The organism is Ornithinimicrobium kibberense, assembly GCF_006519705.1.
GTDB classification, from domain to species: domain Bacteria; phylum Actinomycetota; class Actinomycetes; order Actinomycetales; family Dermatophilaceae; genus Ornithinicoccus; species Ornithinicoccus kibberensis.
The window spans coordinates 20,124-42,635 of sequence record NZ_VFXM01000006.1; the positions used below are offsets into that span (position 1 = coordinate 20,124).

Sequence of the window (22,512 nt, forward strand, 5' to 3'; positions counted from 1 at the left end):
GTGTCGAGATGCAGTCGGTCCTGTGCCGTGACCTCATCCCGTATGACGTGCGGGCATGAAGTCGACGATGAGGGGCGCGGGGCTGCGGTCGAGCCGCGGGCAGTCAAGCGGCACGAGGGCATGATGACTGGGACGAGCGTTCCAGAGAGTGCCACCCCGACCATTGATCGGCTCGCTGCCCTCATCCCGGACGAGTTGATGGATGTCCCGGGCCACGCCTTCTACTCCGGGGAGGACGGGTTCGCCGGGCGGTCACGGCTTTATCTGCTCGCGGAGAACCCCGGCAGCGACGGCACGGAGACAGTGCGTCAGCAGTTGCATAACGTCAAAGCAGGGCCCTCGGCGTATTCCGCGTACGCGACCCACACGTGGAAACCGGCCGGACGCATCGATCGCAGCGTGCTTCACCTCCTTCGTCAGCTATCTCTCGACCCGACGACTGTGCCGGCCAGTTGCCTGATCTTCGCCCGGACACGCGGCGAGTCGGACATCGAGGGAAGCTTCAGCCGCCTCGCCGACCTGTGCTGGCCGTTCCACGAGACGGTGGTCAGCGACCTCGGTGCTGACGTGGTCGTGTGCTTCGGCAAGAAGACCGGCGCCTACGTGCGTGACCGCTTCGAAGCCCACGAGCACATCGACCACATCGTCGAGAGGAACAACCGGGGCTGGACCAGTCACACGCATCGTGGGCGAGACGGTCTGAAGGTGGTGTCGGTCACTCATCCCGCACGCGTCGACTGGCGCAGTCCTGCCGCCGATGTGTCGCCGCTTGTGGCACGCGCGCTCGAAGGCCACTAGGCGGCGGGATGGGCCTGCTGCCGACCGCGACGAACACGCAGGCCCGCTGATCGGACGTCCGACCACGAGTTCACGCCAACCCCGGCGTGCCGTGGCACCCCAGCAGATGCCAAGGCCGCACGGTATAGAGTTTCGTGCTTGCCCCAGTCACAAAGGAGTCCCATGGTGCAGGACGTCGCGGTGCTTCTCATCGTGGGTGGACGTGACGCGCCAATGCTGGCGGATGGAATGGCTGTCCTTCGCGCCGCCCGGCCCGCCCTGCAGGTGGTGATCCTGGCGGACGAGGACGTGGTGGATGACCACGTCCTCCGGCTGGACGGTATCCAGGACGTCCCAGTCGTGGGTGTCGGGGGTTCGGCGGCCGGCAAGGAGGCGGTCGAGTGGAACGTACTGACCCGTTTCGTGTCTGCACCGGTTGTCGCTGCCATCCCGCTCAAAGTCCTGAAGAGTCCCTTGGACGTGCGCCAGGAGCTCGTTACGGCTGCCGCCGACACTCCGGCAGCCGGACGGCGTGAAACGAACCTGGCCCCGCATGCTAAGACACCACGCTGGGTCATCGCCTCCTACGTGCGAGAGGTGCTTCGCTCCTCGCGGGAGGACTCCGAGAGACTGGCGCACGCCGGCACGCTGGCCACTGCCGCGGCGCGCCCGGTGGTAGAAGCCCTCGACCCGCGAGGTCACCAGATCCGGGTCACTGTCCGCGTGAGCCTGCCCCACGGGTGGCAGGAGCGGCCACCGTGGCAGTTTCGCGTGGGACTCCGCCGCCGGGGTGGTGTCTCGGCCTGGTCCTCCCCCACCGGGTTGCTCGCGCGTGTCGACTGGGCCGGTCGGGAACAGTGGGAACAACTGGTCGCCGACGTGCCGCTGAGCGATCTTCCGACGGGGAACTACGAGCTCGCGATCGATGTCGTCGGGAACCGGCCCGCGAAGCCGCGCGCGCTGCGGCCCAGCGTCGGTTCGGTGACTCCGGGGCAGGTCAGAAGAACGACCTGGGTGATCGACGGACGCCGAGGAGACACCCGGTACCTGCCGTACACCACCGGGTCCGCCCGAGTGGCAGGACTCGCGGTGCAGCAGGACGCCCGCGGATGGCGCGCGGCCCTCACCTGGCAGGTGCGCCGGCTGCGTCAGGATGTTCGTGACATCGTCCGGGGGAAGGGCGGTCGACACGTGAGGACCCTGCTGCTCGTCCGACTCATCACCCGCCCCCTCTTCCTCCGCCGGGTCTGGATCGTCGGCGAGCGCAGTGACACTGCCCAGGACAACGGCCTGCACTTCTTCCGCTACGTCCGTCGTAGCCATCCGCGCCGTCGCGTCTACTACGTGATCGAGAAGGACAGCCCCGAGTTCGGCAAACTCCGCCGGCTGGGCAACGTCGTGGAACACTCCTCGTGGCGTCATCAACTGTTCATGCTCCACGCCGACGTGCTGTCGGACGCCTTTTCGATCCCCTACCTGATCCCGCGTTCCTGGGACCGGTTCGACTATCATTACCATCTAGCATGGCGGATCGGCGCCTTGCGCGTATTCCTGCAGCACGGGGTGCACACCAGTCCCGCAGCGCTGCAACGCAGGACGACGGGCTATGACATGGTCGTGACCAGTGCATCCCGGGAGACCCAGGCGTTGCGGGAGGTCTCGGGCTACGACGAGCAGCTCACGGAGACTGGACTGGCTCGTTACGACGCGCTCCTTCCCGCTCATGGGAGTCGGACGGTGCTGTTCATCACGACCTGGCGGCGGTACCTGCCGTCGCGGGTCTTCGCCGGGCAGGATCGCCGGACGGACACGTTCGAGGGGTCTTCCTACGAGCGTTTCACGTCGGGGCTTCTGCAGAGCAGACGTCTGCACCACGTCCTGGAACGCCACGGCTACCGGCTGGTGTTCGTGCCCCACCACAACCTCGCCGACCAGTTCGCTGACGTGCAGTCCTCCAGCGACCACGTCCAGGTCGTGGAGCCCACGGGTGATGGCATCCAGCGGTTGGTGCGCAGCTGCGACGTCTTCATCACCGACCACTCATCCGTGCACTTCGACGCCGCGTATCTCGGCAAGCCTGTGATCTACGCCAGGTTCGACCGGGAAGAATACGAGACGCGCCATGCCGCGCCGTCGTGGTTCGACTTCGAGCGCGAGGGCTTCGGACCGGTCACCCAGACCCTCGAGCAGACACTGGACGAGCTGGAGCGCGTCCTGAGCGGGGGATGTCTTCAGCAGCAGGTCTACCAGGAACGTGTGCAGCGCCTTTTCACGTACCACGACCAGCACAACGCCGAGCGCCTGTTCGAGGCGATCGAGGCACGACTGGCGCAACGAGCAAGCGACCTGCGGTGAACTTGACGGGTCAGCCAGTCTCGTAGGAGCTGCGGTCCGGGAAGTACGACGCGAGAAATCCGCGAGTCCGACGGTCGACGACCTGGGGGTCGGTGTCGTGGGCCCCGGTGTCGTTGAGACAGAAGACGTCGAAGGGTGTCCTGGTCAGCGTGCGAAGACGCTCCTCGGCCGCCGGGCTGTCGACGTTGATGTACCGGTACTGAAGTCGCGACGTCACCGCCCGTCCGGTGGCCAGGGCGTAGTACATGTGGAGCGCACCGGAGAGGGTCACGTCGTTCATCCGCCGGAAGACGGAACGGGCGGTCTCTTCCACCTCTGCCGGGTACCGCGAGCAGATCTCCTCCGACACCGAACGGCGCAACGCGAACGGAGCGTGGAACAACTTCGTCCGAATTCTGCGGCCGACAAGCTCCTCGATGAGCGAGCGGGCGTTCTTGCCCGCCGACTCGGACGCGATCTCGCCTGGCCGTGGGTCGCCGTCCGGGATGAGAGCGCGAGACTGGAAGAGGCGCTGGATCCCGTTCGCCTCAAAAAACAGCTCTGGAGCACAGTCGCGCCCGAGGAACACGTCGTCGTTGAAGTAGATGAAATGCTCCGCGAGACCATCGATTCGATGCAGGTGCGCCTCGATGGCGTGCGAGTTGAACGTCGGAAGGCTGCCCTCACCGCTCCAGATGTCGTGGTGGTTGACCACGGTCACCTTCGGGTGATCGGTCCGCAGCCAGCCCGGCACCTGGTTGGCGGTGACTATCCAGATGTGATTCACCCATGGCGCGTGCCGCTCCAAGGAACGCAACGAGTAGCGCAGCTCGTCATGCTGACGGAAGCGCGCCTCTGCCGTGGCGGACTCGGTGAACTGCTCGGGGTCGTTCACCCCTAACGCCGCCGCTCGCGAGCGTTGCCATTCCTCGTCGCTGCCGTCCACCCAGGTGTAGACGACGTCGACGGGGAACTGGACGTCGGTGATGCTGGGGACACTCATGGTCCGCAGCGTGGGGAGCTCGCCCAGGACGGTGGTCAGGGGTGCCAGCTGCTGTCCTGCTGGTGAGACGCGTTCGACATAGGGGTTGGGGCGCGGCGGGACCCACGCGAGGTCCGCGCCGTCGACCTCCCAGCACTCCACGTCGATGCCCGTGCGTGGGCCGTAGACGAAGCCGTCGCCAGCCACCACGGCAAAGAGCCGGAAAACGCTGCCCTCAGGAACCTCCTGCTGCGGGACGGCGACCTTGCCGGGTAGCTGCGGGGCTGGTGCCGCGACGAAGTGACCCGCTTCGGCGGTCATCTGTGTCACGGCACGTCCCACGGCTGGATCGCCGGGTCTGGCGACGACGGCGACCGTCCGTGGAAGCCGGCTCGGGTCGGGAAGCACGAACGCCGACAGTCCTTGGGCTTCGAAGGCGTCGAGCGCCGCCCGTAGTAGGCCGAAGCGATGCTCTGCGGGCGTACGAAAGTCCCGGCGCACGCCCAGCAGCCGACGACCGTCGACCGCGATGGTCTCCTCGCCCGCTCTCGCCGCCCGACGCGCAACGGCATCGTGGTAGGCCGTCCGCTGCCGGGCCCACTCCCGTCTCATCTCCTTCTGGGGCTGGCGGCTCCGGACGACACGGTTGGTCAGACGGCCCGCCACCTTGCCGGCGTGCCTGGTCAGCCGGGCGGCCCGGGCGATTCGCTGGCGCACTGATGCTCCTCTCCTGGCCGGGTGAGTGTGCCATGCTGCCGTATCGAGGGGCAGCCGGTGCGCAAACACGCAGGTCGTCATCCCGACCAGGCCATTTGGTAGTGTCCCGCTGACATTCCGTCACGGGTCGAGGGCACCCGGATGGATGGACTCCGAGTGCTCAGTCGCCGATCGTCGGACATTGATGCGCCGCCACGGCCACACAGGAAACTTCCAGAAAGGTGGTCGCGTGACCTCCGTCAGTCCAGCACCGGTCGAGGACCATGCTCCGCTCTTCTCGGTCGTCATCCCGGTCTACAACGGCGAGGACTTCGTCGCCGAGGCGATCCAGTCCGTTCTCGACCAGACCATCGACCCGCACGAGGTGGAGGTCGTCGTCGTCGACGACGGGTCCGAGGACTCGACGGGATCGATCCTGGACGAGTACGCCGCGCAGGACGGCCGGGTCGTCGCGCTTCATCAGCCCAACGGAGGGGTTTCCGTCGCACTGAACTCGGGTGTCGACGCCGCCCGCGGCAAGTACGTCGGATTCCTCGGCTCGGACGACCGGCTCTCCGAGAACACACTGGAGGCCGTCGGCAACTTCTTCGCCGAGCACGAGGACGAGTGCGATCTCGTTGCCATCCCGTTGATGATGTTCGGCGCGCGACGCGGCCCGCACTGGAACAACCGGAACCGTTTCGCCACGACCAGGGTGATCGACGTCTCGCGCGAGTGGAACACCCCACAGGCTGCCGGGGGAGGGACGTTCATCAAGTCTGAGGTCCTCAAGGATCCGGGACTGCGTTTCGACCCCCGCCTGTTCATCTCCGAGGATCAGACGCTCAACACGTTGGTCATTCTGCGGAAGATGGCCTACGGCGTGGTCGCCGAAGCGACCTACTACAACCGGCGGCATGCAGTCGGTGGTTCTCTCGTCTCCAGCAGCCAGTTCCGTCGGGAGTTCTATACCGACATCCCCCGGTACGCCTACCAACGCGTGCTCGACGCAGGCCGAGAGATGTACGGACAAGCCCCGCGGTACGTGCAGGCGATGGTGGCCTACGACCTCTCCTGGAGGTTCCGGGCCGATCTGGCCGCCATGGATCCAGATCTTGAACCGGACTACCGAGACCTGCTGCGTGGTCTGCTGCGCCAGCTCGACGTCGGCGTGATCCTGGCGCAGCGAGCACCGGTCGAGGTGCGGCTGAGCATGCTGAGCATGCGCGCGGGAGTCCCCATCCGCGACCTGGCCGAGCGTCGCGGCACGACCTACTTCGTGGGGGACAAGCCGGTCTACAGCCTCGAGGTCAAGCCCCGGGCCCGGCACCGTCCGGTCCGGTGCGACATCGAGTTCTTCGAGGTGCACGGGGACCGCGTCCTCGTGGACGGCGTGTTCCGTCTTCCGGACATCGACGACTTCGACCTCCACTTCGAGGTCGGAGGCCGCCGCTACCCCGTGGAGCGCGTCCACGACCCGCGTCCGGTCCGGTCCAGCTACGGCAACGAGGTCGCGGCGGCGGTGCCGTTCCACGTGCAGGTGGAGCTTCGGGCCGGCGAGCTGCTGACTCCCATGGTCCGCGCCGGGCATGACGCCGCAGACGGGGGGATAGCGGTCCCCGTCCAGCCCCTGATGCATCGCTTCACCGGCTTCAGTGGCCGGTCGGACGCGTTCTACTATCGGCGTCTGGGAAGGACGGTCTTCCGACGGCAGCGTCGCTTCTCCATCGAGCGCGTCGACCTCGGGCTGCTCGAGGTCCTCCGGGCGGAGGCGGGTGTCTTCCGTCGGGCCGCCAGAGCCGGGGCCAAGGCGCAGGTGCTTGCCATGCGCGCGGGGGCGATAGCGCGCCGCGCGCTGCGCCGGCGTGAGATCTGGCTCATGGCCGACCACAAGTCCGAGGCCGGCGACAACGGCGAGGCGATGTTCCGGCACCTCTGCGCTCAGCCCCGGCCCGGGGTGGTCCCGTACTTCGTGCTCCGCAAGGATGCTGACGAGTATGCAGAGCTCAAGCGTCTGGGCAAGGTCGTCGTCCCGGGGTCTCGGGCGCATCTGCGGGCCTACCTGGACGCGGCGGTCGTCATGAACTCGGCGGGGGACAACTATATGCTGGATCCGCTGGGGCGCAGGCGAACCTACCTCAACGACCTCCTGTCGCACCGGTCGGTCTTCCTCCAGCACGGGGTGACCAAGGACGACCAGAGCGCGTGGCTCAACCGCCGAGCGAAGGGCTTCGACCTCTTCGTGACCAGCAGCCCGGCCGAGCGGGACTCGATCGTCCAGGGAGACTACGGCTACCGTCCGGACCAGGTCGCCCTGACCGGACTGCCGCGGTTCGACCGACTCGTCTCCCGTCCGGACCGACTCCTGGTGCTGGCGCCGACCTGGCGCAAGGCGCTGGCGGGACCTCTCGATCCGGAGACGGGGAGAGTGGGGAAGTCTGAGCGCTTTGCCGAGAGTGACTACCTGGCGTACTGGCAGAGCGTGATCTCCGATCCCAGGCTCAACGCAGTGATGGCTGAGCGCGGGTTCACCGGGATTCTGGCTCTGCACCCCTCCCACAGTGCCGAGCACTCGACCTTCGCACCCTCGGAGCGCATCTCGATCAGCCCCTACCCCCACGACTATCGCGATCTGTTCTCCCGGGGGAGCGTCCTGGTGACGGACTACTCCAGCGTCGCCTTCGACTTCGCCTACCTCCGCAAGCCGGTCGTCTATGCGCAGGGTGACCGGGACGAGTTCTTCCAGGGTCATCTCTACTCGGAGGGCTACTTCAGTTATGAGCGGGACGGGTTCGGCCCGGTGGTGAAGACCGTTCCCGAACTGGTCGACTCGCTGGTGGATCTGGTGGGGACCTCGTGCGAGATGCAGCCTGAGTACCGAGATCGCGCCGACCGGTTCTTCGCCTTTTCCGGAGGGGGGAACTGCGAACGGCTCTGCCGTGCGATCGAGGCCAGCTTGGCGCGCGACACTGCCCCTGCCGAGGATCACGACCCGTCACGGGTCCGCGCCTGACGCTCGCCCTGAGTCAGGAGTCCCGGCCCAGCGCCCTCCGCAGCAGCCCGGTGATCCGCTCCTGCACCTCCGGCGTGAGCCGGGTGACCGCGAACGCCGTGGGCCACATCTCCCCGTCGTCCAGCGCCGCCCCGTCGTTGAAGCCCAGCGTGGAGTAGCGGGTCCCGAACTTGCCCGAGGGCTGCAGGAACAGCAGGATCTGCCCGTCCCGGGCCCAGGCGGGCATGCCGTACCAGGTGCGCGCGTCCAGCCCGGGTGCGGTCCGGGAGACCAGGGTATGCAGTCCCGCCGCGATCGCCCGGTCCTCCTCCGGCATCTCCTCGATCGCCTCGAGCAGCTTCTCCAGGTCCGTGGCCTTCTTGCGGCCACCCTTCTCGGCCCGCAGCTCCTCGGCCCGTGCCTTCATCGCCTCCCGCTCGGCCTGGCTGAAGCCTCCTGCGTGGTCCTTCGTCCCGGACATCGCTGCCTCCCTCGTCCGTCGGTGCCGGCTGCCATGATCGAAGAATGACCGTTCCCGCCGACTCCCACGACACGATCCGCGTGCGCAACGCCCGTGTCAACAACCTGCGCGGCGTCGACGTCGACCTGCCCAAGCGCCGGCTGACCGTCGTCACGGGCGTCTCCGGCTCGGGCAAGTCCTCCCTGGTCTTCGGCACGATCGCCGCCGAGTCCCAGCGGCTCATCAACGAGACCTACTCCACCTTCGTGCAGTCGTTCATGCCGCCGTCCGCCCGGCCCGAGGTGGACCACCTGGAGAACCTCACCGCCGCCATCGTCGTCGACCAGGAGCGCATCGGCGCCAACGCCCGCTCCACGGTCGGCACCGCCACCGACGCCCTCACCTACCTGCGCGTGATCTTCAGCCGGCTGTCCGAGCCGCACGTCGGGCCGACCTCGGCCTTCTCCTTCAACCTGGCCTCCGCGTCCGGCCGCGGGAAGATGACGGTCGAGAAGGGCGAGGCACAGGCCGAGATCCGCGAGTTCTCCACGGTCGGTGGCATGTGCCCGGCCTGCGAGGGCCTGGGCACGATCGCCCGGATCGACCCCGACACCTTCCTCGACCGGGACCGCTCGCTCACCGAGGGCGCGATCGACGCGCCCAACCTGGCGGTCGGCAGCTGGATGTGGCGCAGCTACGCCGAGAGCGGGCGGATCGACCCCGACAAGAAGCTGCGCGACTACACCGACGAGGAGTGGGACTGGCTGCTGCACCAGCCGGCGACCAAGGTCAAGGTCGCCGGCATCAACATGACCTACGAGGGCCTGGTCACCCGGTTCCGCCGCAGCTGGTTCGGGGACGTGGAGCCGAAGCAGGCGCACGTGCGCCGGTTCAAGGAACGGATCGCCACGACCGGCCCGTGCCCCGAGTGCGACGGCACCCGGCTCAACGAGGCCGCCCGCACCGCGACCGTGCACGGCCGCACCCTGCCCCAGTGCTCCTCGCAGGAGCTCGGTGACCTCCTCGCCTGGGTCGAGGGGCTCGACGAGCCCTCGGTCGCCCCGGTCACCAAAGGTCTGGCCGGCGTGCTGCGCTCGATGATCGACGTCGGGCTGGGCTACCTCTCCCTCGACCGGGCGACCGGGACGCTCTCGGGCGGGGAGGGGCAGCGCGTGAAGATGGTGCGCCACCTCGGCTCCGCCCTCACCGACGTCACCTACGTCTTCGACGAGCCCACCGTCGGGCTGCACCCGCACGACATCGCCCGGATGAACCAGCTCCTCCTCCAGCTGCGCGACAGCGGCAGCACCGTCCTCGTCGTCGAGCACAAGCCCGAGGTCATCGCCCTGGCCGACCACGTCGTCGACATCGGCCCGGGCGCCGGCGACGACGGCGGGCAGGTGGTCTACGCCGGCGCACCCGACGGCCTGTCCGCCTCCGGGTCGGTGACCGGGGAGTGGCTGGACCACCGACCGGGCCTACGCACGAAGGTGCGCGAGCCCACGGCATACCTGCAGATCCGGGGCGCCAGCACCAACAACCTGCGCGACGTCGACGTCGACGTCCCCCTGGGCGTGCTGGTGGCGGTCACGGGGGTGGCCGGGTCCGGCAAGTCCTCGCTCGTGCACGGGTCGCTCGCCGGTCGCGAGGGCGTCCTCATCGTCGACCAGTCCCCGATCCGGGGGTCGCGGCGGTCCAACCCGGCCACTTTCTCCGGGCTCCTCGACCCGGTCCGGACGGCGTTCGCCAAGGCCAACGGGGTGCCGGCCTCGCTGTTCAGCCCCAACTCCGAGGGGGCCTGCCCGGTCTGCCGGGGCCAGGGGGTGGTCTGGACCGACCTGGTCATGGTGCACGGGGTGAGCACCCCGTGCGAGGAGTGCGGTGGTCGGCGGTTCCGGCCCGAGGTGCTCGAGCACCGCCTGCACGGGCTGACGATCGCCGAGGTGCTGGACCTCTCGGTCGCGGACGCCGCCGAGGTGTTCACCACGGGCAAGGCGGCCACCGTGCTGCGACGGCTGCTCGACGTGGGGCTGGGCTACGTCCGTCTCGGGCAGCCGCTGACCACCCTCTCCGGCGGCGAGCGGCAGCGGCTCAAGCTGGCCGCCCAGCTGCGGGAGGCCGAGGTCGTCGTGCTCGACGAGCCCAGCAGCGGCCTGCACCTGGCCGACACGCACCGGCTCGTGCAGATGCTCCACGGGCTCGTCGACGGCGGCACCTCGGTCATCGTCCTGGAGCACAACCTGGCGGTGGTGTCCCAGGCCGACCGGATCGTGGACCTGGGTCCCGGCGCCGGCCACGAGGGAGGCAGCATCGTCTTCGAGGGCACCCCGCAGGAGATGGTCGACGGCTCGGACACGCTGACGGCGCAGCACCTGCGGGCCGCGGTCGGCGCCGACGCCGGCCGGGACCCACGGGCCGACCGACCCGACAAGGAGGACTGAGGTGGAGGCCAAGGACTGGGACGAGCGGTAGGCCGCGTCCGACCAGGTGGGGACGAGCGACCCCAACCCGTGGGTCGAGGAGGTCGTGGGGCCCTGGCAGCCCGGCCGCGCCCTGGACGTGGCCGCCGGGGAGGGTCGGCACGCCCTCTGGCTGGTCCGGCGGGGATGGACGGTGGACGCCGTCGACTTCTCCGCCGTGGCGGTCGACCGGATGCGCGAGCTGGCCGGGCAGGTCCTGACCCCCGAGGAGCAGGACCGCCTGGGCACGGCGGTCGGCGACGCCACCGAGCCGGCGGACACGGGGGGCGGGGGCTACGACCTCGTCCTGCTCGTCTACCTCCAGCTGCCCCCGGGGCCGTGGGAGGCGGCCCTGGCCCACGCGGTCGCGGCCACGCGCCCGGGAGGGCGGGTCGTGGTCGTGCTGCACGCGCGCCGCAACCTGGGGGAGGGCACGGGCGGACCTCAGGACCCGGCCGTCCTGCGCGACCCCGACCACGTGGTGGCCGAGGTGGGCCGGCTGCCCGTTGAGGTCAAGGTCGAGGTGGAGCGGGCCGAGCTCCGCGAGCGGCCCGTGGCCGACGCCGCCCGGCCCGCGCTGGACACGCTGGTGGTGCTGCGGGTCGCCGACCCGACCTGAGCCGGGGGCCGTGGCCGGATGCGCCTCAGCCGTCGTCGCGGGCCGGCGAGTTGGGCAGCTCCTCGCGCTCCTGCCAGACCGCGTCCAGGGCCGCCACCGCGGCCTCGACCGCGGGGCGGCGGGCACTGGCCTCGCGGTGGACGGCGTGGATCCGCCGGGTCGGCGCCTCCACCAGCGGGGTGGCGACCACCTCGTCCGGCAGCACCTCCCGGCCGAGCCGGGGCAGCAGGCAGATGCCGAACCCCTCGGCCACGAGGGTGACCCGGGTGTTCACGCTGTCCACCGTCGCCCCGATCCGGTGCGGGAGCGAGCGCTGGGCGAAGGCCTCGAGCAGCCAGTCGCTGAAGACCCCGGGGGTGTCGTCGATCCACACGCGCCCGCCGAGGTCGTCCAGGTCGACGCCGTCCGGGCCCAGCTCCAGCGGCTCGTCCCGGAGGGTGACCAGGTCGACCGGGTCCAGCCCCAGCAGGTGGGCCTGCAGGCCGCGTCGCGGCGAGGCGTGCCGGTCGGTCCAGTCGTGCACGACGACCAGGTCGACCTCTCCGCGCAGCAGCGCGGGGATCGACTCCTCGGGCGAGTGCTCGCGCAGGGTGATCTCCAGGTGGGGGTGCCGCTCGCCCAGGCGGGTCACGGCCGGGGCGACCAGGCCGCGCAGCGCCGTGGCGAAGGCGGCCACCACCAGCGGGCCGGAGACCTCCTCCTGCAGGGTCTCCAGCTCGGCCCGGGCCCGCTCGTCGAGGTCGACCACCCGCTCGGCGAGCCGGACGAGGACGTCGGCCGCGTCGGTGGGCACGAGGTTGCGGCCCTGGCGGACCATGACGGGCTGTCCGGCCTCCCGCTGGAGCCGGCTCAGCTGCTGGCTGACCGCCGAGGGCGTCAGCCGCAGCCGGTCGGCCGCCGCGAGCACGGTGCCCTCCTCGACGACGGCCTGCAGCGTGCGGAGGTGGTCCGGGTTGAACATGTAGCGATTCTGACAGGTACCGAGCAGAAACCGTGACTTGTCCTTACGCAAAACCCCTGTCAGGGTTGGTGACAGATCACCCGCCCGGCCGGTCCGGGAGGTGGTCGACCGTCGTCCCCGACCATCTCCAAGGAGGTTGACCCATGCTCGAACTGACCCTGCTGGTCGTCCTGTCCCTCGTCGCCCTGCTCGCGATCGGCCACGCCGCCGGCGCCCGTGAGCACTCCCCGGCCGGTCTCGGGCGTGGCGTCGCCCGCGGCACCCAGGTGCTGACCCGGACCGGCGCCTCCTGGCGCCCGGTGGAGCACCTGCGCGGCTGAGCCGCACCGGGCCCGGAACGGACCCGACCCTGACGCGACCGGCGTCGTCCTCGACCACGAGGACGGCGCCGGTCTCGTCGTCCCGGCGCTACTTCCGCAGGGCCTCGATCAGCTCGTCCTTGGTCATCGAGGACCGCCCCTCGACGTCGAGCTCGCGGGCGCGCTCCTGCAGCTCGTCGACGGTCCACTCCTCGTAGGCCTCGCTCTCGCCGCCCCGGCGCCCCACCTCCTCCCGGGAGCTGTTGGCCGCCGCGTTGGAGATCGCGGCCGCCTTCGACTTGCTCGCCCCGTCCTCGCGGAGCGACTCGTACATCTCCGGGTCCTTGACGCTGGGCCCGGGGTCCTGGTCCTTCTTCTTCTCGGCCATGCCTCCACTGTCGCGCAGCGGGCCGACGACCTCCACCCGGGACGCCGGTGCGACCCTTGACCCATGAGCACCGACCGGGTCAGCGTCACCCGCACCATCCCCGCCCCCGCCGACCGGATCTTCGCCGTCCTGGCGGACCCGGCACGCCACGCCGAGATCGACGGGTCGGGCACCGTCACCGCCGCCCGCGGCGGGTCGCGCACCCTCCGGCAGGGCGACAGCTTCGGCATGGACATGCGGTGGGGCCTGCGCTACGCCACCCGCAACGAGGTGGTCGAGCTCGAGCCCGACCGGGTGATCGCCTGGCGGACCCTGGCCCCGTTCCCGCTGCGGCTGCTGTTCACCGGCCGGACCTGGCGCTACGACCTGCGCCCGGTCGAGGCCGGCACCCAGGTCACCGAGACCTGGGACGTGAGCACGGAGGCGCCGCTCGGGCGCCCGGCCGTCCGTCGCCTGGCCGGCAGCACCCGCCGTTCCATGGAGCGGACGCTGGAGCGCCTGGAGGCCGTGGTCGCGGACGGGCACCAGCGGTGACCCGGCCGGCGCCGACGCCCGAGCACACCGACGTGCTCGTCGTCGGCAGCGGCTTCGGCGGCTCGGTCGCCGCGCTGCGCCTGCGCGAGAAGGGGTATGCCGTCACCGTCCTGGAGGCGGGGCGCCGGTTCGCCGACGAGGACTTCGCGGCCACCTCCTGGGACCTGCGCCGCTTCCTGTGGGCCCCGGCGCTGGGCCTGCGGGGCATCCAGCGCATCCACCTGCTGCGCGACGTGCTCGTCCTGGCCGGCGCCGGGGTCGGCGGCGGCTCGCTGAACTACGCCAACACGCTCTACCGGCCCCGCTCGGACGCCTTCTTCCGCGACCCCCAGTGGGCCCACGTCACCGACTGGCGGGCCGAGCTGGACCCCCACTACGACACGGCCGAGCGGATGCTGGGCGTGGTGACCAACCCGACCGTCACGCCCGTCGACGCCCTCTACCGCCGGGTCGCCGAGGAGATGGGGGTGGGCGAGAGCTTCCGTGCCGCGCCGGTCGGCGTCTTCTTCGGCCGGGACGGTGCCCTCGAGCCCGGCGTCGAGGTCGACGACCCGTACTTCGGCGGGGCCGGCCCGCGCCGGCGCGGCTGCCTGGAGTGCGGCGAGTGCATGGTCGGCTGCCGGCACGGGGCCAAGAACACCCTCGTCAAGAACTACCTCTTCCTCGCCGAGCGGCTCGGCGCCCGGATCGTCCCCGACACCACGGTCACCCGGATCCGGCCCCGGCCGCAGGGCGGCTACGTCGTCACCACCGTGCCCACCGGGACCCGGCTGACGCGCCTGCGCCCGGGAGCACGGCATACCCGCACCGCCGACCACGTGGTCCTGGCCGCGGGCACCTGGGGGACCCAGCACCTGCTCCACCGCCTGCGGCGGGACGGGGACCTGCCCCACCTGTCCGACCGGCTGGGCGAGCTGACCCGGACCAACTCCGAGGCCCTCCTGGGTGCCACCCGCCCGCGGGACGCCGCCGGACCCGACCTCACCCGCGGGGTGGCGATCACCTCCAGCTTCCACCCCGACGAGCACACCCACGTCGAGCCGTGCCGCTACGGGCGCGGCCAGAACGCGATGGGCCTGCTCAGCACCCCGTTCCTGGCCGACGGGGACCCCGACCCCGGGACCTCGGGGACCGCCGCCCGGGTGCGCCGGGCCGGCCGGTGGCTGCGCGCCGCCGCCGCCGACCCCGGGGGGCTCGTCGACCACGTGCTCGGGCTGTCCCGCTGGTCGGAGCGCACGACGATCGCCCTGGTCATGCAGACCCTCGACAACTCGATCACCGTGCGGGCCGGGCGCGGGCCGCTGGGCCGCTACCGGCTCACCTCGGGCCGCGGCCACGGGGCGCCCAGCCCGACCTGGATCCCGGTCGCCCACGAGGCCGTGCGGCGGATGGCCCGGCACCTGTCCGGCCGGCCCGGCAGCGCCGTCGGCGACGTCCTGAACGTGCCGATGACCGAGCACTTCCTGGGCGGCTGCGTCATCGGCGACTCGCCGGCCACGGGCGTGGTCGACCCCTACCACCGGGTCCACGGCCACCCCGGGCTGCACGTCGTCGACGGCTCGACGATCTCGGCGAACCTCGGCGTCAACCCCTCGCTGACGATCACCGCCCAGGCCGAACGGGCCATGGCGATGTGGCCCTGCCGGGGCGAGCCGGACCCCCGACCGACCCCGGGCCAGGGGTATGCCGTGGTGCCGGCGGTCCCTCCCTCCGCCCCGTGGGAGCAGACCCTCCCCGCCCTCCCGGCCGGCGGCGTTCCTCGGTAGAGTGGACTATCCGGACACGGCTGTCCGGATGGTCGACCCGAGGAGAAGCGCCCATGGACACCACCGCACCTGAAGACCGGGGCCCGCGCCGGCACAGCTACGACGTCGTCGTGGTCGGCTCCGGCGCCGCCGCGTTCGCCACCGCGATCGGCGCGGCCGACCGCGGGCTGACCGTGCTCATGCTCGAGAGCACCGACAAGTGGGGCGGCAGCACCGCCATGTCCGGGGGCGGCCTGTGGATGCCGGACAACCCGCTCATGCGCCGCGACGGCGCCGGGGACTCCCGGGAGGAGGCCCTGACCTACCTGGAGGCCACGGTCGGGGACGAGGGCCGGGCCACCTCCAGGGAGCGCAAGGAGGCCTTCGTCGACGGCGTCGGCGACGTCGTCGACCTCACCGAGCGCTACGGCGTGCAGTGGGCGCGGGCCAAGGACTACCCCGACTACTACCCCGAGCTGCCCGGCGGCAAGATCGGCCGCGGCATCGAGGCCCGGCCCTTCGACCTGGACCGCATCGGCGACGCGGCCAAGACCCTGCGGCTGCTCATGGCGCTGCCGCTGATGACCGACGACGTGTGGCAGATCGGCCGGGCCTGGTCGACCGTGGGCGGCATGACCCGCGGCGTGCGGGTCGTGGGCCGCATCCTCGGCGGCCTGGTCCGCGGGAAGAAGCTCGCCGGCATCGGCGCCGGCCTGGCGGCCTCGCTCTACGACGTCGCCGTGCAGCAGCTCGGCGTGGAGCTGTGGCTCGACAGCCCGGTCGTCGACCTGGAGGTCGAGGACGGCCGCGTCGTCGGGGTCGTCGCCCGGCGGGACGGGGCGGAGGTGCGCATCGGCGCCCGGCGCGGCGTCATGCTGGCCGCGGGCGGCTTCGACCACAACGAGGACTGGCGGCAGAAGCACCACGGCATCGAGGGCGACCCCTCCGGCGCCCCCGGCAACCTGGGGCAGGTCCACGCGCTCGCCGCCCGCCACGGGGCGGCGCTGGAGCTCATGGACGACGCCTGGTGGGGCGCCTCGGTGGCCCCCGTCGGCGACCACGACCCGGGCTTCATCGTCGGGGAGCGGGCGCTGCCCTACACGATCATGGTCGACGCGCAGGGGCGGCGGTTCGCCAACGAGGCGGAGTCCTACGTCGACCTGGGCCACCACATGCTCGAGCACGACAAGGACGGCGCCTACTGGATCATCAGCGAGGCCCGCCACGCCCGTCGCTACCTGCGCAACTACGCCCTCGACCCGCGGGCCAACAAGAAGCTCGAGGAGGCCGGCCTGCTCGTCAAGGCCCGCACCCTGGCCGAGCTGGCCGACAAGGCCGGCTTCGACCCGCAGGTCTTCCGCGAGCAGGTCCAGCGGTTCAACGGGTTCGCCCGCTCGGGCGTCGACGGCGACTTCGGCAAGGGCAACTCGGCCTACGACCGCTACTACGGCGACCCGACGGTGCGGCCCAACCCGTGCCTGGGGCCGATCGAGAAGGGACCGTTCTCGGCCTACCGGGTCGTCATCGGCGACCTCGGCACCAAGGGCGGGGTCCTCACCGACGAGCACGCGCGGGCGCTGCGGGAGGACGGCTCGGTCATCGAGGGTCTCTACGCGGCCGGCAACGTCTCCGCCTCGGTCATGGGCCGCACCTACCCGGGCCCGGGCTCGACCATCGCGCCCGCCTCGGTCTTCGGCCTGCGGGGCGGTCGCCACATGGCCGTCGCCGCGCAGGACCTGGTCGCCTCCGCCTGACCCGGCCGGTCAGACCTGGGGCCCGTCGGGCGGGACCAGTCCCCGCCCGACGAGGGCCAGGGCGCGGTATGCCGTCGCGCGTCGCTCCCGCTCCTCGCCGAGCCGGTGCACCGCGCCGTGGACCATCGTCAGCACGAGCATGACGTCCGGGACCGACAGGCCCGCGTCCACGCGGCCCTCCGCCGCGGCCAGCGCGAGCGGCTCGGCGAGCAGCCCGGCCAGATCCTCCGCCGGGACCGTGCCGCCCACCTCGCCCCGGGGGCCGAGCGCGGCGTCGAGGAAGCCGCCGGTGTGGACCAGCTGCTCGACCACCGCCTGCCACAGCACGGCGAAGCCGTCGGCCCCGGGGTGGTCGGCGGCCAGGGCACGCAGCCGCTCCATGCTCCGGGACACCACGGCGGCGGCCAGGTCCTGGCGCGTGGGGAAGTGCCGGTAGAGGCTGCCCTGACCCACCCCGGCGGCGCGCGCGACCGCGGAGAGCGGCACGTCAAACCCCTGCTCGGAGAAGAGCCGCGCGGCGGCGTCGACGAGGGCCGCCCGGTTGCGCCCGGCGACCGCCGGCCCCCGGTTGCTGCGCGGCGACGGGGCTGGCGGATCAACCACCGGCCGGCACCTCCGGGACGACGTCGTGGATCGGCTCCTTGGGCAGACGGCGCACCCGCTTGGGGCGGCGCCGGCGCGCGGGGATGAGCGAGCGCATGCTCTCGTGGCGGCCGAAGCACAGCAGCCGGTCCCCGTCCTCCAGCACCTTGGTCGCCCCGGGGTTGGGCACCACGCGGGTGCCCCGGTGCAGGGTGAGCACCTGCACGTCCTTCTCCCGCAGCCCCGAGTCGCCGATGGTCCGGCCGACCAGCTCGGAGCCGGCGAGCACCGCGATCTCGGCCACGCCGTAGCCGGTCGAGACCGCCAGCCGCTGCCGCACGTCGATGTCGGGGAAGTCGGCCTGGTCGGCGATGTAGTCGACGACGGCGCCGGCCACGTCGAGCCTGGTCGCGGTCTCGATGCCCTGAAGGCCGGGGGAGGAGTTGACCTCCATGACCAGCGGGCCGTCACGGCCCTCGAGCATGTCGACGCCGGCCACCCGCAGGCCCATGATGTGCGCGCTGCGGACGGCGATCTCGGCGTAGGCCGGGTCCAGGTCGACGGCCTCGACCGACCCGCCGCGGTGGACGTTGGAGCGGAACTCCTCGCCCGTGGCCCGCCGGCGCATGGCGGCCACCACGCGGTCGCCGACGACGAGGGCCCGCACGTCGGTGCCCTTGCTCTCCCTGACGAAGCGTTGCATGAGCACCTGGTGGTTGGTGCCGTGGAGCGTCTCCACGATGGCCTCGGCGACCTTGGCCTCCGGCGCGAGGATGACCCCGATCCCCTGGGTGCCCTCCAGCAGCTTGAGCACGACCGGGGCCCCGCCGACCATCTCGATCGCGTGCGGGATCTCCGAGCGGTTGCGCACGAGCACGGTCGCCGGCATCGGGATGCCGTGGCGCGAGAGGATCTGGCTGGCGCGCAGCTTGTCCCGGCTGTTCATGATGCCGTTGGCGGTATTGGGCGTGTACACGTCCATCTGCTCGAACTGCCGCACGACGGCGGTGCCGAAGTAGGTCACCGACGCGCCGACCCGGGGCAGCACCGCGTCGTAGGTCGACAGGGGACGGCCGCGGAAGTGCAGGTCCGGCTCGAGGCCGGACAGGTCGATGCCGAAGCGCAGCGTGTCCAGGACCTTGACCTGGTGGCCGCGGTCGAGGGCGGCCGTGCGCAGCCGCTGGGTGGAGTAGGCGCGCAGCGACCGCGAGAGGATGGCGAGCTTCATCGGGTGTTCCTGACAAGATGGGGACGTGCCTGGGCAGACCCATGAAACCACCCCGCCGAAGGTCGTCGTCGGCTGGCGCGAGTGGGTGCGCATCGACGCCGTGGGTGTGCCGTGGATCAAGGCCAAGGTGGACACCGGTGCGCGCACCTCCTCGCTGCACGCCTTCGACCTGAGGACCTACGAGGTCGAGGGGCGCCCGTGGGTCCGCTTCGACGTCCACCCCTGGCAGGCGGGCGCCGCCGACGCGGTCACGGTCGAGCTGCCGGTCCACGACGAGCGGGCCGTGCGCAGCAGCTCCGGCCACGAAGAGACCCGGTATGTCGTGCTCCTCCAGCTCGTCCTCGGGCACCGTTCGGTGGAGGCCGAGGTGACGCTGACCGACCGCGACGAGATGGGCTTCCGGATGCTCGTCGGGCGGGAGGCCCTTGTCCAGGGCTTCCTCGTCGACCCGGCGCTCTCCTACGCCGGCGGGCGGCCCGAGCGGACCGTGCGCCGCCGGAACTGGGGCCGGTAGTGGCCGCCGCGCGCCGCCGGCCCCGTCCCTCCTTCGCCATCGGGTCCGTCCGGGTCCGCGCCGGCTCGCGGCAGGAGGTGTCCCTGCCGATCAGCCGCCTGGTCACCGGGGCCGAGGTCAGCCTGCCGGTGCACGTGCTGCACGGCCGGGAGGACGGCCCGACGGTGTGGGTGGACGCGGCGATCCACGGCGACGAGGTCGTCGGGATCGAGGTGATCCGGCGGGTGCTGGCCCAGGTGTCCGCCCGACGGATCCGGGGAACCCTCATCGCGGTGCCGATCGTCAACGTGCTCGGGGTGATGTCCCGGGACCGCTACCTGCCCGACCGCCGCGACCTGAACCGCAGCTTCCCCGGCGCGGCCCGCGGCTCGCTGGCCGCCCGGATCGCGCACCTGATGATGACCGAGATCGTGGCCAAGAGCGACGTCGGGATCGACCTGCACACCGCCTCCGACCGGCGCTCCAACCTGCCCCAGGTCCGGTGCGACCTGGAGGACCCGCGCACCCGGGAGCTGGCCGAGGCCTTCGGCGCCCCGGTGCTCTACCACGCCCGGCTGCGGGACGGGTCGTTGCGCTCGGCCGCCCGGGAGCGTGGGGCCCGGGTGCTGCTCTATGAGGCGGGGGAGGCCTGGCGGTTCGACGAGTGGGCGATCACCGCCGGCGTGGACGGTGTCCTGCGGGTCCTGCACGCCCTCGGCATGCTGCCCGAGGACGAGCAGGTGGTCCCGCCCGGCGGTCCGAGCGTGGTCTGCTGGCGCAGCGGCTGGGTGCGGGCCCGGCGGACCGGCATCCTCGGCCTGGGGGCCTCCCTGGGTCAGCGGGTCGTCGAGGGGGAGCGGCTGGGGGAGTTGCACGACTCGTTCGGCCGGCGGCTGGCGATCGTCAAGGCCGACCGGGACGGCATCGTCATCGGCCGCACCGAGGCGCCGCTGGTCAACAGCGGCGACGCGCTGGTGCACATCGCCTCCAGCGACCCCGAGGAGGAGCCGGAGGGGGCGAAGGTCCCGGTCATCGGCTGACGTCGGCGTCGTCCTGGGCCTGCCGCCTCACACCGCCGTGTCGGGAGCCGCGCAGGCGTGCACGGCGACCCCGTCGAGGTTGGGGACCGTGGAGGTCAGCGCCCGCCGGACCTCGTGGGCGACGTCGTCGGCCTGGCCGACGGTGAGGGCGGGGTCGACGTCGACCTCGAGGTCGGCCTCCATCCGGTGGCCCGACCACCGGGCGCGGGTCCGGCGCACCGTCCGCACGCCGGGGACGGAGCCGGCGACCTCCTCGAGGCGGGCCAGCACCTGCGGCTCCACGCCGTCCATGAGGCGGTGCACCGTCGTGCGCATCGAGGCCCAGAGGACCAGAAGGATGACCGCGGCGATGAGCAGGCCGACGACGGCGTCCACCTGGGGGTAGCCCAGCATCGCGCCGCCCACGCCGAGGAGCACCGCCAGCGAGGTGAGGGCGTCGGTGCGGGCGTGCTGCCCCTCGGCCACGAGCGCCGCCGAGCTGATTCGCCGGCCCACCCGGATGCGGTAGCGCGCGACGACCTCGTTGCCGGCCGCCCCCACCAGCGCCGCCGCGGCCACCCAGCCGAGGTTGGTCAGCTCCCGGGGCTGCCCGATCGCGCGGACGGACTCCCAGATGATGAGGGCGGCGGACAGGGCGATGATGAGGCCGATGAACAGGCCCACGAGGTCCTCGGCCCGCCGGAAGCCGTAGGGATAGCGCCGGGTGGGCGCCCGCAGGCCGATCCGGAAGGCGATGATCAGCGGGATCGTCGTGGCCAGGTGGCCCAGGTTGTGCACGGTGTCGGCCAGCAGCGAGATCGACCCGGAGATCCAGACGATGGCCACCTGGACCACCGCCGTGATCCCCATCCCGACCAGGCTGATCCACGCCGCCCGGATGCCCTCGGCGCTGGACTCCTGCGCCGACTGGATCGTCTCGGCGTGGTCGTGGCTGTGCGGGGTGACCGCGTGCCGCAGCCGGCCGAGCAGACTCTGGTCGTGGTCGTGGTCGTGGTCGTGGTCGTGGCGCTCGCCGACGACCGGCCGTTCGGGGGCGGGGTCGACCCCGGTCACCGGCTCCTCCTGGTCCCTTCGCACCCGCCCAGCATATCTGCATACCTGCGAAGGTAGTGAATTCGCTAGGGTGGGCTCGTGCACGAGCAACCGGTCCGGACGGTCCAGGTCCCCGACGACCTGCACGCCCGTGCCGTGACGGACACCTTCCGGCTGCTGGCCGACCCCACGAGGGTCAAGCTGCTGTGGGCCCTGCTGCACGGCGAGCACAGCGTGGGGGCGCTCGCCGAGCTGGTCGAGGCCGGCCCGACGGCGGTCAGCCAGCACCTGTCCAAGCTGCGGCTGGCGGGGCTGGTGCGCACGCGCCGCGAGGGGACGTACGTCTTCTACCGGGCCGAGGACGACCACGTCCGCCGGCTGCTCACCGAGGCCCTCTCGCACGCCGAGCACGCGACCGGCACGGCCGGCGAGGGGGAGCCGGGTCAGCACCGCTACCGCGGCTGACGGGACCGGTCGACGCCGGCGCGGCGCCCACTGTCGTCCGGTTTGTGCAGGGCCGGTGCGCGTTTCCGCAGGTCAGCTGACGGGGTTCGTGTAAGAACCGGCCGAGAGTCGGGGCGACCGGCCGACGGGCTCGGTTCAGGCCTGCACGGGGCGGATCGTCCAGAGCTGCCAGGCGGCCACGGCGGACAGGATGCCGCCGGCGAAGGTCAGCAGCAGGCCGGGGCCGGGCATCCACCCGCTCATCCCGACGAGGCTGAAGATGTGGACGAACTGCCAGACCGGCAGCACGATGCTGATGCCGGCCGCGACGAGGGCCTGCAGGATCGCCATCATCCGGAGCTTGGCCGGCACGAGGGCCCCGGCGAGCGCGAGCATGGCCACGGTGGCGGTCCACAGGCCGGGACCGCGCATCCCGGTGATGGTGCCGAGCGGGGTGTAGAGCCACGGGACGAACGCCCCGAGCAGGATCATCAGGCTGGCGGCGAGCAGGCGCATCTGCCCGGGCATCTTGCGGCTGCGGGTGCGGACGGGGGCGGTCTGGGTCGCCATCGGGATCAGCCTAACGCGGAGGGTGCTGCAGGGGTATGGAGCGGGGCGGGGCGGCCGGTCCGCCCACCTGGGGCGGGGGCCGGGTCGTCCGCCGGTCCGGGCCGGCACGGCCGCAGGCGCGAG

The 22,512-nt window shown here is 71.7% G+C and carries 20 protein-coding genes; 12 read left to right on the top strand and 8 right to left on the bottom strand.

Annotation, left to right across the window (positions count from 1 at the left end):
• The first annotated feature begins 123 nt into the window (after positions 1–123).
• Positions 124–798: a hypothetical protein gene (locus FJR00_RS06150; protein WP_141337929.1), complete on the top strand. Its 675-nt coding sequence runs from the start codon at positions 124–126 to the stop codon at positions 796–798.
• A gap of 162 nt (positions 799–960) precedes the next feature.
• Positions 961–3,132, top strand: a complete 2,172-nt coding sequence (locus FJR00_RS06155) for a CDP-glycerol glycerophosphotransferase family protein (protein ID WP_141337930.1) — start codon at positions 961–963, stop codon at positions 3,130–3,132.
• Positions 3,133–3,142: 10 nt separating this feature from the next.
• On the opposite strand, the gene FJR00_RS06160 is transcribed toward FJR00_RS06155, so the two are convergent.
• Positions 3,143–4,810 carry a stealth family protein gene (locus FJR00_RS06160; protein ID WP_181409525.1) on the bottom strand — a complete coding sequence of 556 codons (1,668 nt, stop codon included), beginning with the start codon at positions 4,808–4,810 and terminating at the stop codon, positions 3,143–3,145.
• Positions 4,811–5,039: 229 nt separating this feature from the next.
• Between FJR00_RS06160 and FJR00_RS06165 the strand changes: the two genes are divergently transcribed.
• Positions 5,040–7,802, top strand: coding sequence for a bifunctional glycosyltransferase/CDP-glycerol:glycerophosphate glycerophosphotransferase (locus FJR00_RS06165; protein ID WP_181409526.1), 2,763 nt, complete (start codon positions 5,040–5,042; stop codon positions 7,800–7,802).
• 13 nt (positions 7,803–7,815) lie between these two features.
• Here the strand turns inward: FJR00_RS06165 and FJR00_RS06170 are convergent, their stop codons facing one another.
• Positions 7,816–8,262, bottom strand: coding sequence for an iron chaperone (locus FJR00_RS06170; protein ID WP_141337933.1), 447 nt, complete (start codon positions 8,260–8,262; stop codon positions 7,816–7,818).
• Positions 8,263–8,306: 44 nt separating this feature from the next.
• On the opposite strand from FJR00_RS06170, the gene FJR00_RS06175 reads away from it, so the two are divergent.
• A complete protein-coding gene (locus FJR00_RS06175) occupies positions 8,307–10,682 on the top strand; it encodes an excinuclease ABC subunit UvrA (protein ID WP_141337934.1) in 2,376 nt (791 codons plus the stop codon).
• Between the two features lie 46 nt (positions 10,683–10,728).
• Positions 10,729–11,319, top strand: coding sequence for a methyltransferase domain-containing protein (locus tag FJR00_RS06180; RefSeq protein WP_238330347.1), 591 nt, complete (start codon positions 10,729–10,731; stop codon positions 11,317–11,319).
• 25 nt (positions 11,320–11,344) lie between these two features.
• Here FJR00_RS06180 and FJR00_RS06185 read toward each other — a convergent pair whose 3' ends face one another.
• On the bottom strand, positions 11,345–12,280 hold the full coding sequence (locus tag FJR00_RS06185) for a LysR substrate-binding domain-containing protein (protein WP_141337935.1): 936 nt from the start codon (positions 12,278–12,280) through the stop codon (positions 11,345–11,347).
• A 143-nt stretch (positions 12,281–12,423) separates the two neighbouring features.
• On the opposite strand from FJR00_RS06185, the gene FJR00_RS15695 reads away from it, so the two are divergent.
• Positions 12,424–12,600: a hypothetical protein gene (locus FJR00_RS15695; RefSeq protein WP_158068714.1), complete on the top strand. Its 177-nt coding sequence runs from the start codon at positions 12,424–12,426 to the stop codon at positions 12,598–12,600.
• An 88-nt stretch (positions 12,601–12,688) separates the two neighbouring features.
• Here FJR00_RS15695 and FJR00_RS06190 read toward each other — a convergent pair whose 3' ends face one another.
• Complete coding sequence (locus FJR00_RS06190) at positions 12,689–12,967, bottom strand: DUF7218 family protein (protein WP_075959200.1); 279 nt, start codon at positions 12,965–12,967, stop codon at positions 12,689–12,691.
• 63 nt (positions 12,968–13,030) lie between these two features.
• Between FJR00_RS06190 and FJR00_RS06195 the strand changes: the two genes are divergently transcribed.
• Genes FJR00_RS06195 through FJR00_RS06205 form a run of 3 tightly spaced genes read left to right on the top strand, consistent with a single transcriptional unit; the run spans position 13,031 to position 17,000 of the window.
• Entirely contained in the window at positions 13,031–13,501 is a 471-nt protein-coding gene (locus FJR00_RS06195) for an SRPBCC family protein (protein WP_141337936.1), read from the top strand.
• Positions 13,498–15,267 carry an FAD-dependent oxidoreductase gene (locus tag FJR00_RS06200; protein WP_141337937.1) on the top strand — a complete coding sequence of 590 codons (1,770 nt, stop codon included), beginning with the start codon at positions 13,498–13,500 and terminating at the stop codon, positions 15,265–15,267. The genes FJR00_RS06195 and FJR00_RS06200 overlap by 4 nt, the downstream gene beginning before the upstream one ends.
• 53 nt (positions 15,268–15,320) lie before the next feature.
• Positions 15,321–17,000 carry an FAD-binding protein gene (locus FJR00_RS06205; protein ID WP_141337938.1) on the top strand — a complete coding sequence of 560 codons (1,680 nt, stop codon included), beginning with the start codon at positions 15,321–15,323 and terminating at the stop codon, positions 16,998–17,000.
• 9 nt (positions 17,001–17,009) lie between these two features.
• Here the strand turns inward: FJR00_RS06205 and FJR00_RS06210 are convergent, their stop codons facing one another.
• The gene (locus FJR00_RS06210; protein ID WP_141337939.1) at positions 17,010–17,603 is read right to left on the bottom strand and encodes a TetR/AcrR family transcriptional regulator; all 594 of its coding nucleotides are present in this window, start codon (positions 17,601–17,603) and stop codon (positions 17,010–17,012) included.
• A complete protein-coding gene (locus tag FJR00_RS06215) occupies positions 17,596–18,810 on the bottom strand; it encodes a RimK family alpha-L-glutamate ligase (protein WP_141337940.1) in 1,215 nt (404 codons plus the stop codon). Before FJR00_RS06215 ends, FJR00_RS06210 begins: the two co-directional genes overlap by 8 nt.
• Positions 18,811–18,835: 25 nt before the next feature.
• On the opposite strand from FJR00_RS06215, the gene FJR00_RS06220 reads away from it, so the two are divergent.
• Both FJR00_RS06220 and FJR00_RS06225 read left to right on the top strand, forming a co-directional pair.
• Positions 18,836–19,324 carry an ATP-dependent zinc protease family protein gene (locus FJR00_RS06220; RefSeq protein ID WP_141337941.1) on the top strand — a complete coding sequence of 163 codons (489 nt, stop codon included), beginning with the start codon at positions 18,836–18,838 and terminating at the stop codon, positions 19,322–19,324.
• Positions 19,324–20,343: a succinylglutamate desuccinylase/aspartoacylase family protein gene (locus FJR00_RS06225; RefSeq protein WP_238330348.1), complete on the top strand. Its 1,020-nt coding sequence runs from the start codon at positions 19,324–19,326 to the stop codon at positions 20,341–20,343. The genes FJR00_RS06220 and FJR00_RS06225 overlap by 1 nt, the downstream gene beginning before the upstream one ends.
• 27 nt (positions 20,344–20,370) lie before the next feature.
• Here the strand turns inward: FJR00_RS06225 and FJR00_RS06230 are convergent, their stop codons facing one another.
• A complete protein-coding gene (locus tag FJR00_RS06230) occupies positions 20,371–21,420 on the bottom strand; it encodes a cation diffusion facilitator family transporter (RefSeq protein ID WP_202876603.1) in 1,050 nt (349 codons plus the stop codon).
• Positions 21,421–21,474: 54 nt separating this feature from the next.
• Between FJR00_RS06230 and FJR00_RS06235 the strand changes: the two genes are divergently transcribed.
• A complete protein-coding gene (locus FJR00_RS06235; protein ID WP_141337942.1) occupies positions 21,475–21,840 on the top strand; it encodes an ArsR/SmtB family transcription factor in 366 nt (121 codons plus the stop codon).
• A gap of 135 nt (positions 21,841–21,975) precedes the next feature.
• Here FJR00_RS06235 and FJR00_RS06240 read toward each other — a convergent pair whose 3' ends face one another.
• On the bottom strand, positions 21,976–22,389 hold the full coding sequence (locus FJR00_RS06240; RefSeq protein WP_202876604.1) for a hypothetical protein: 414 nt from the start codon (positions 22,387–22,389) through the stop codon (positions 21,976–21,978).
• Between the last annotated feature and the right edge of the window lie 123 nt (positions 22,390–22,512).

Coding starts and splice junctions, on each gene's coding strand:
- FJR00_RS06150 (WP_141337929.1), top strand. CDS start 124: ATGACTGGGACGAGCGTTCCAGAGAGTGCCACCCCGACCATTGATCGG.
- FJR00_RS06155 (WP_141337930.1), top strand. CDS start 961: ATGGTGCAGGACGTCGCGGTGCTTCTCATCGTGGGTGGACGTGACGCG.
- FJR00_RS06170 (WP_141337933.1), bottom strand. CDS start 8,262: ATGTCCGGGACGAAGGACCACGCAGGAGGCTTCAGCCAGGCCGAGCGG.
- FJR00_RS06175 (WP_141337934.1), top strand. CDS start 8,307: ATGACCGTTCCCGCCGACTCCCACGACACGATCCGCGTGCGCAACGCC.
- FJR00_RS06185 (WP_141337935.1), bottom strand. CDS start 12,280: ATGTTCAACCCGGACCACCTCCGCACGCTGCAGGCCGTCGTCGAGGAG.
- FJR00_RS15695 (WP_158068714.1), top strand. CDS start 12,424: ATGCTCGAACTGACCCTGCTGGTCGTCCTGTCCCTCGTCGCCCTGCTC.
- FJR00_RS06190 (WP_075959200.1), bottom strand. CDS start 12,967: ATGGCCGAGAAGAAGAAGGACCAGGACCCCGGGCCCAGCGTCAAGGAC.
- FJR00_RS06195 (WP_141337936.1), top strand. CDS start 13,031: ATGAGCACCGACCGGGTCAGCGTCACCCGCACCATCCCCGCCCCCGCC.
- FJR00_RS06205 (WP_141337938.1), top strand. CDS start 15,321: ATGGACACCACCGCACCTGAAGACCGGGGCCCGCGCCGGCACAGCTAC.
- FJR00_RS06215 (WP_141337940.1), bottom strand. CDS start 18,810: ATGAAGCTCGCCATCCTCTCGCGGTCGCTGCGCGCCTACTCCACCCAG.
- FJR00_RS06240 (WP_202876604.1), bottom strand. CDS start 22,389: ATGGCGACCCAGACCGCCCCCGTCCGCACCCGCAGCCGCAAGATGCCC.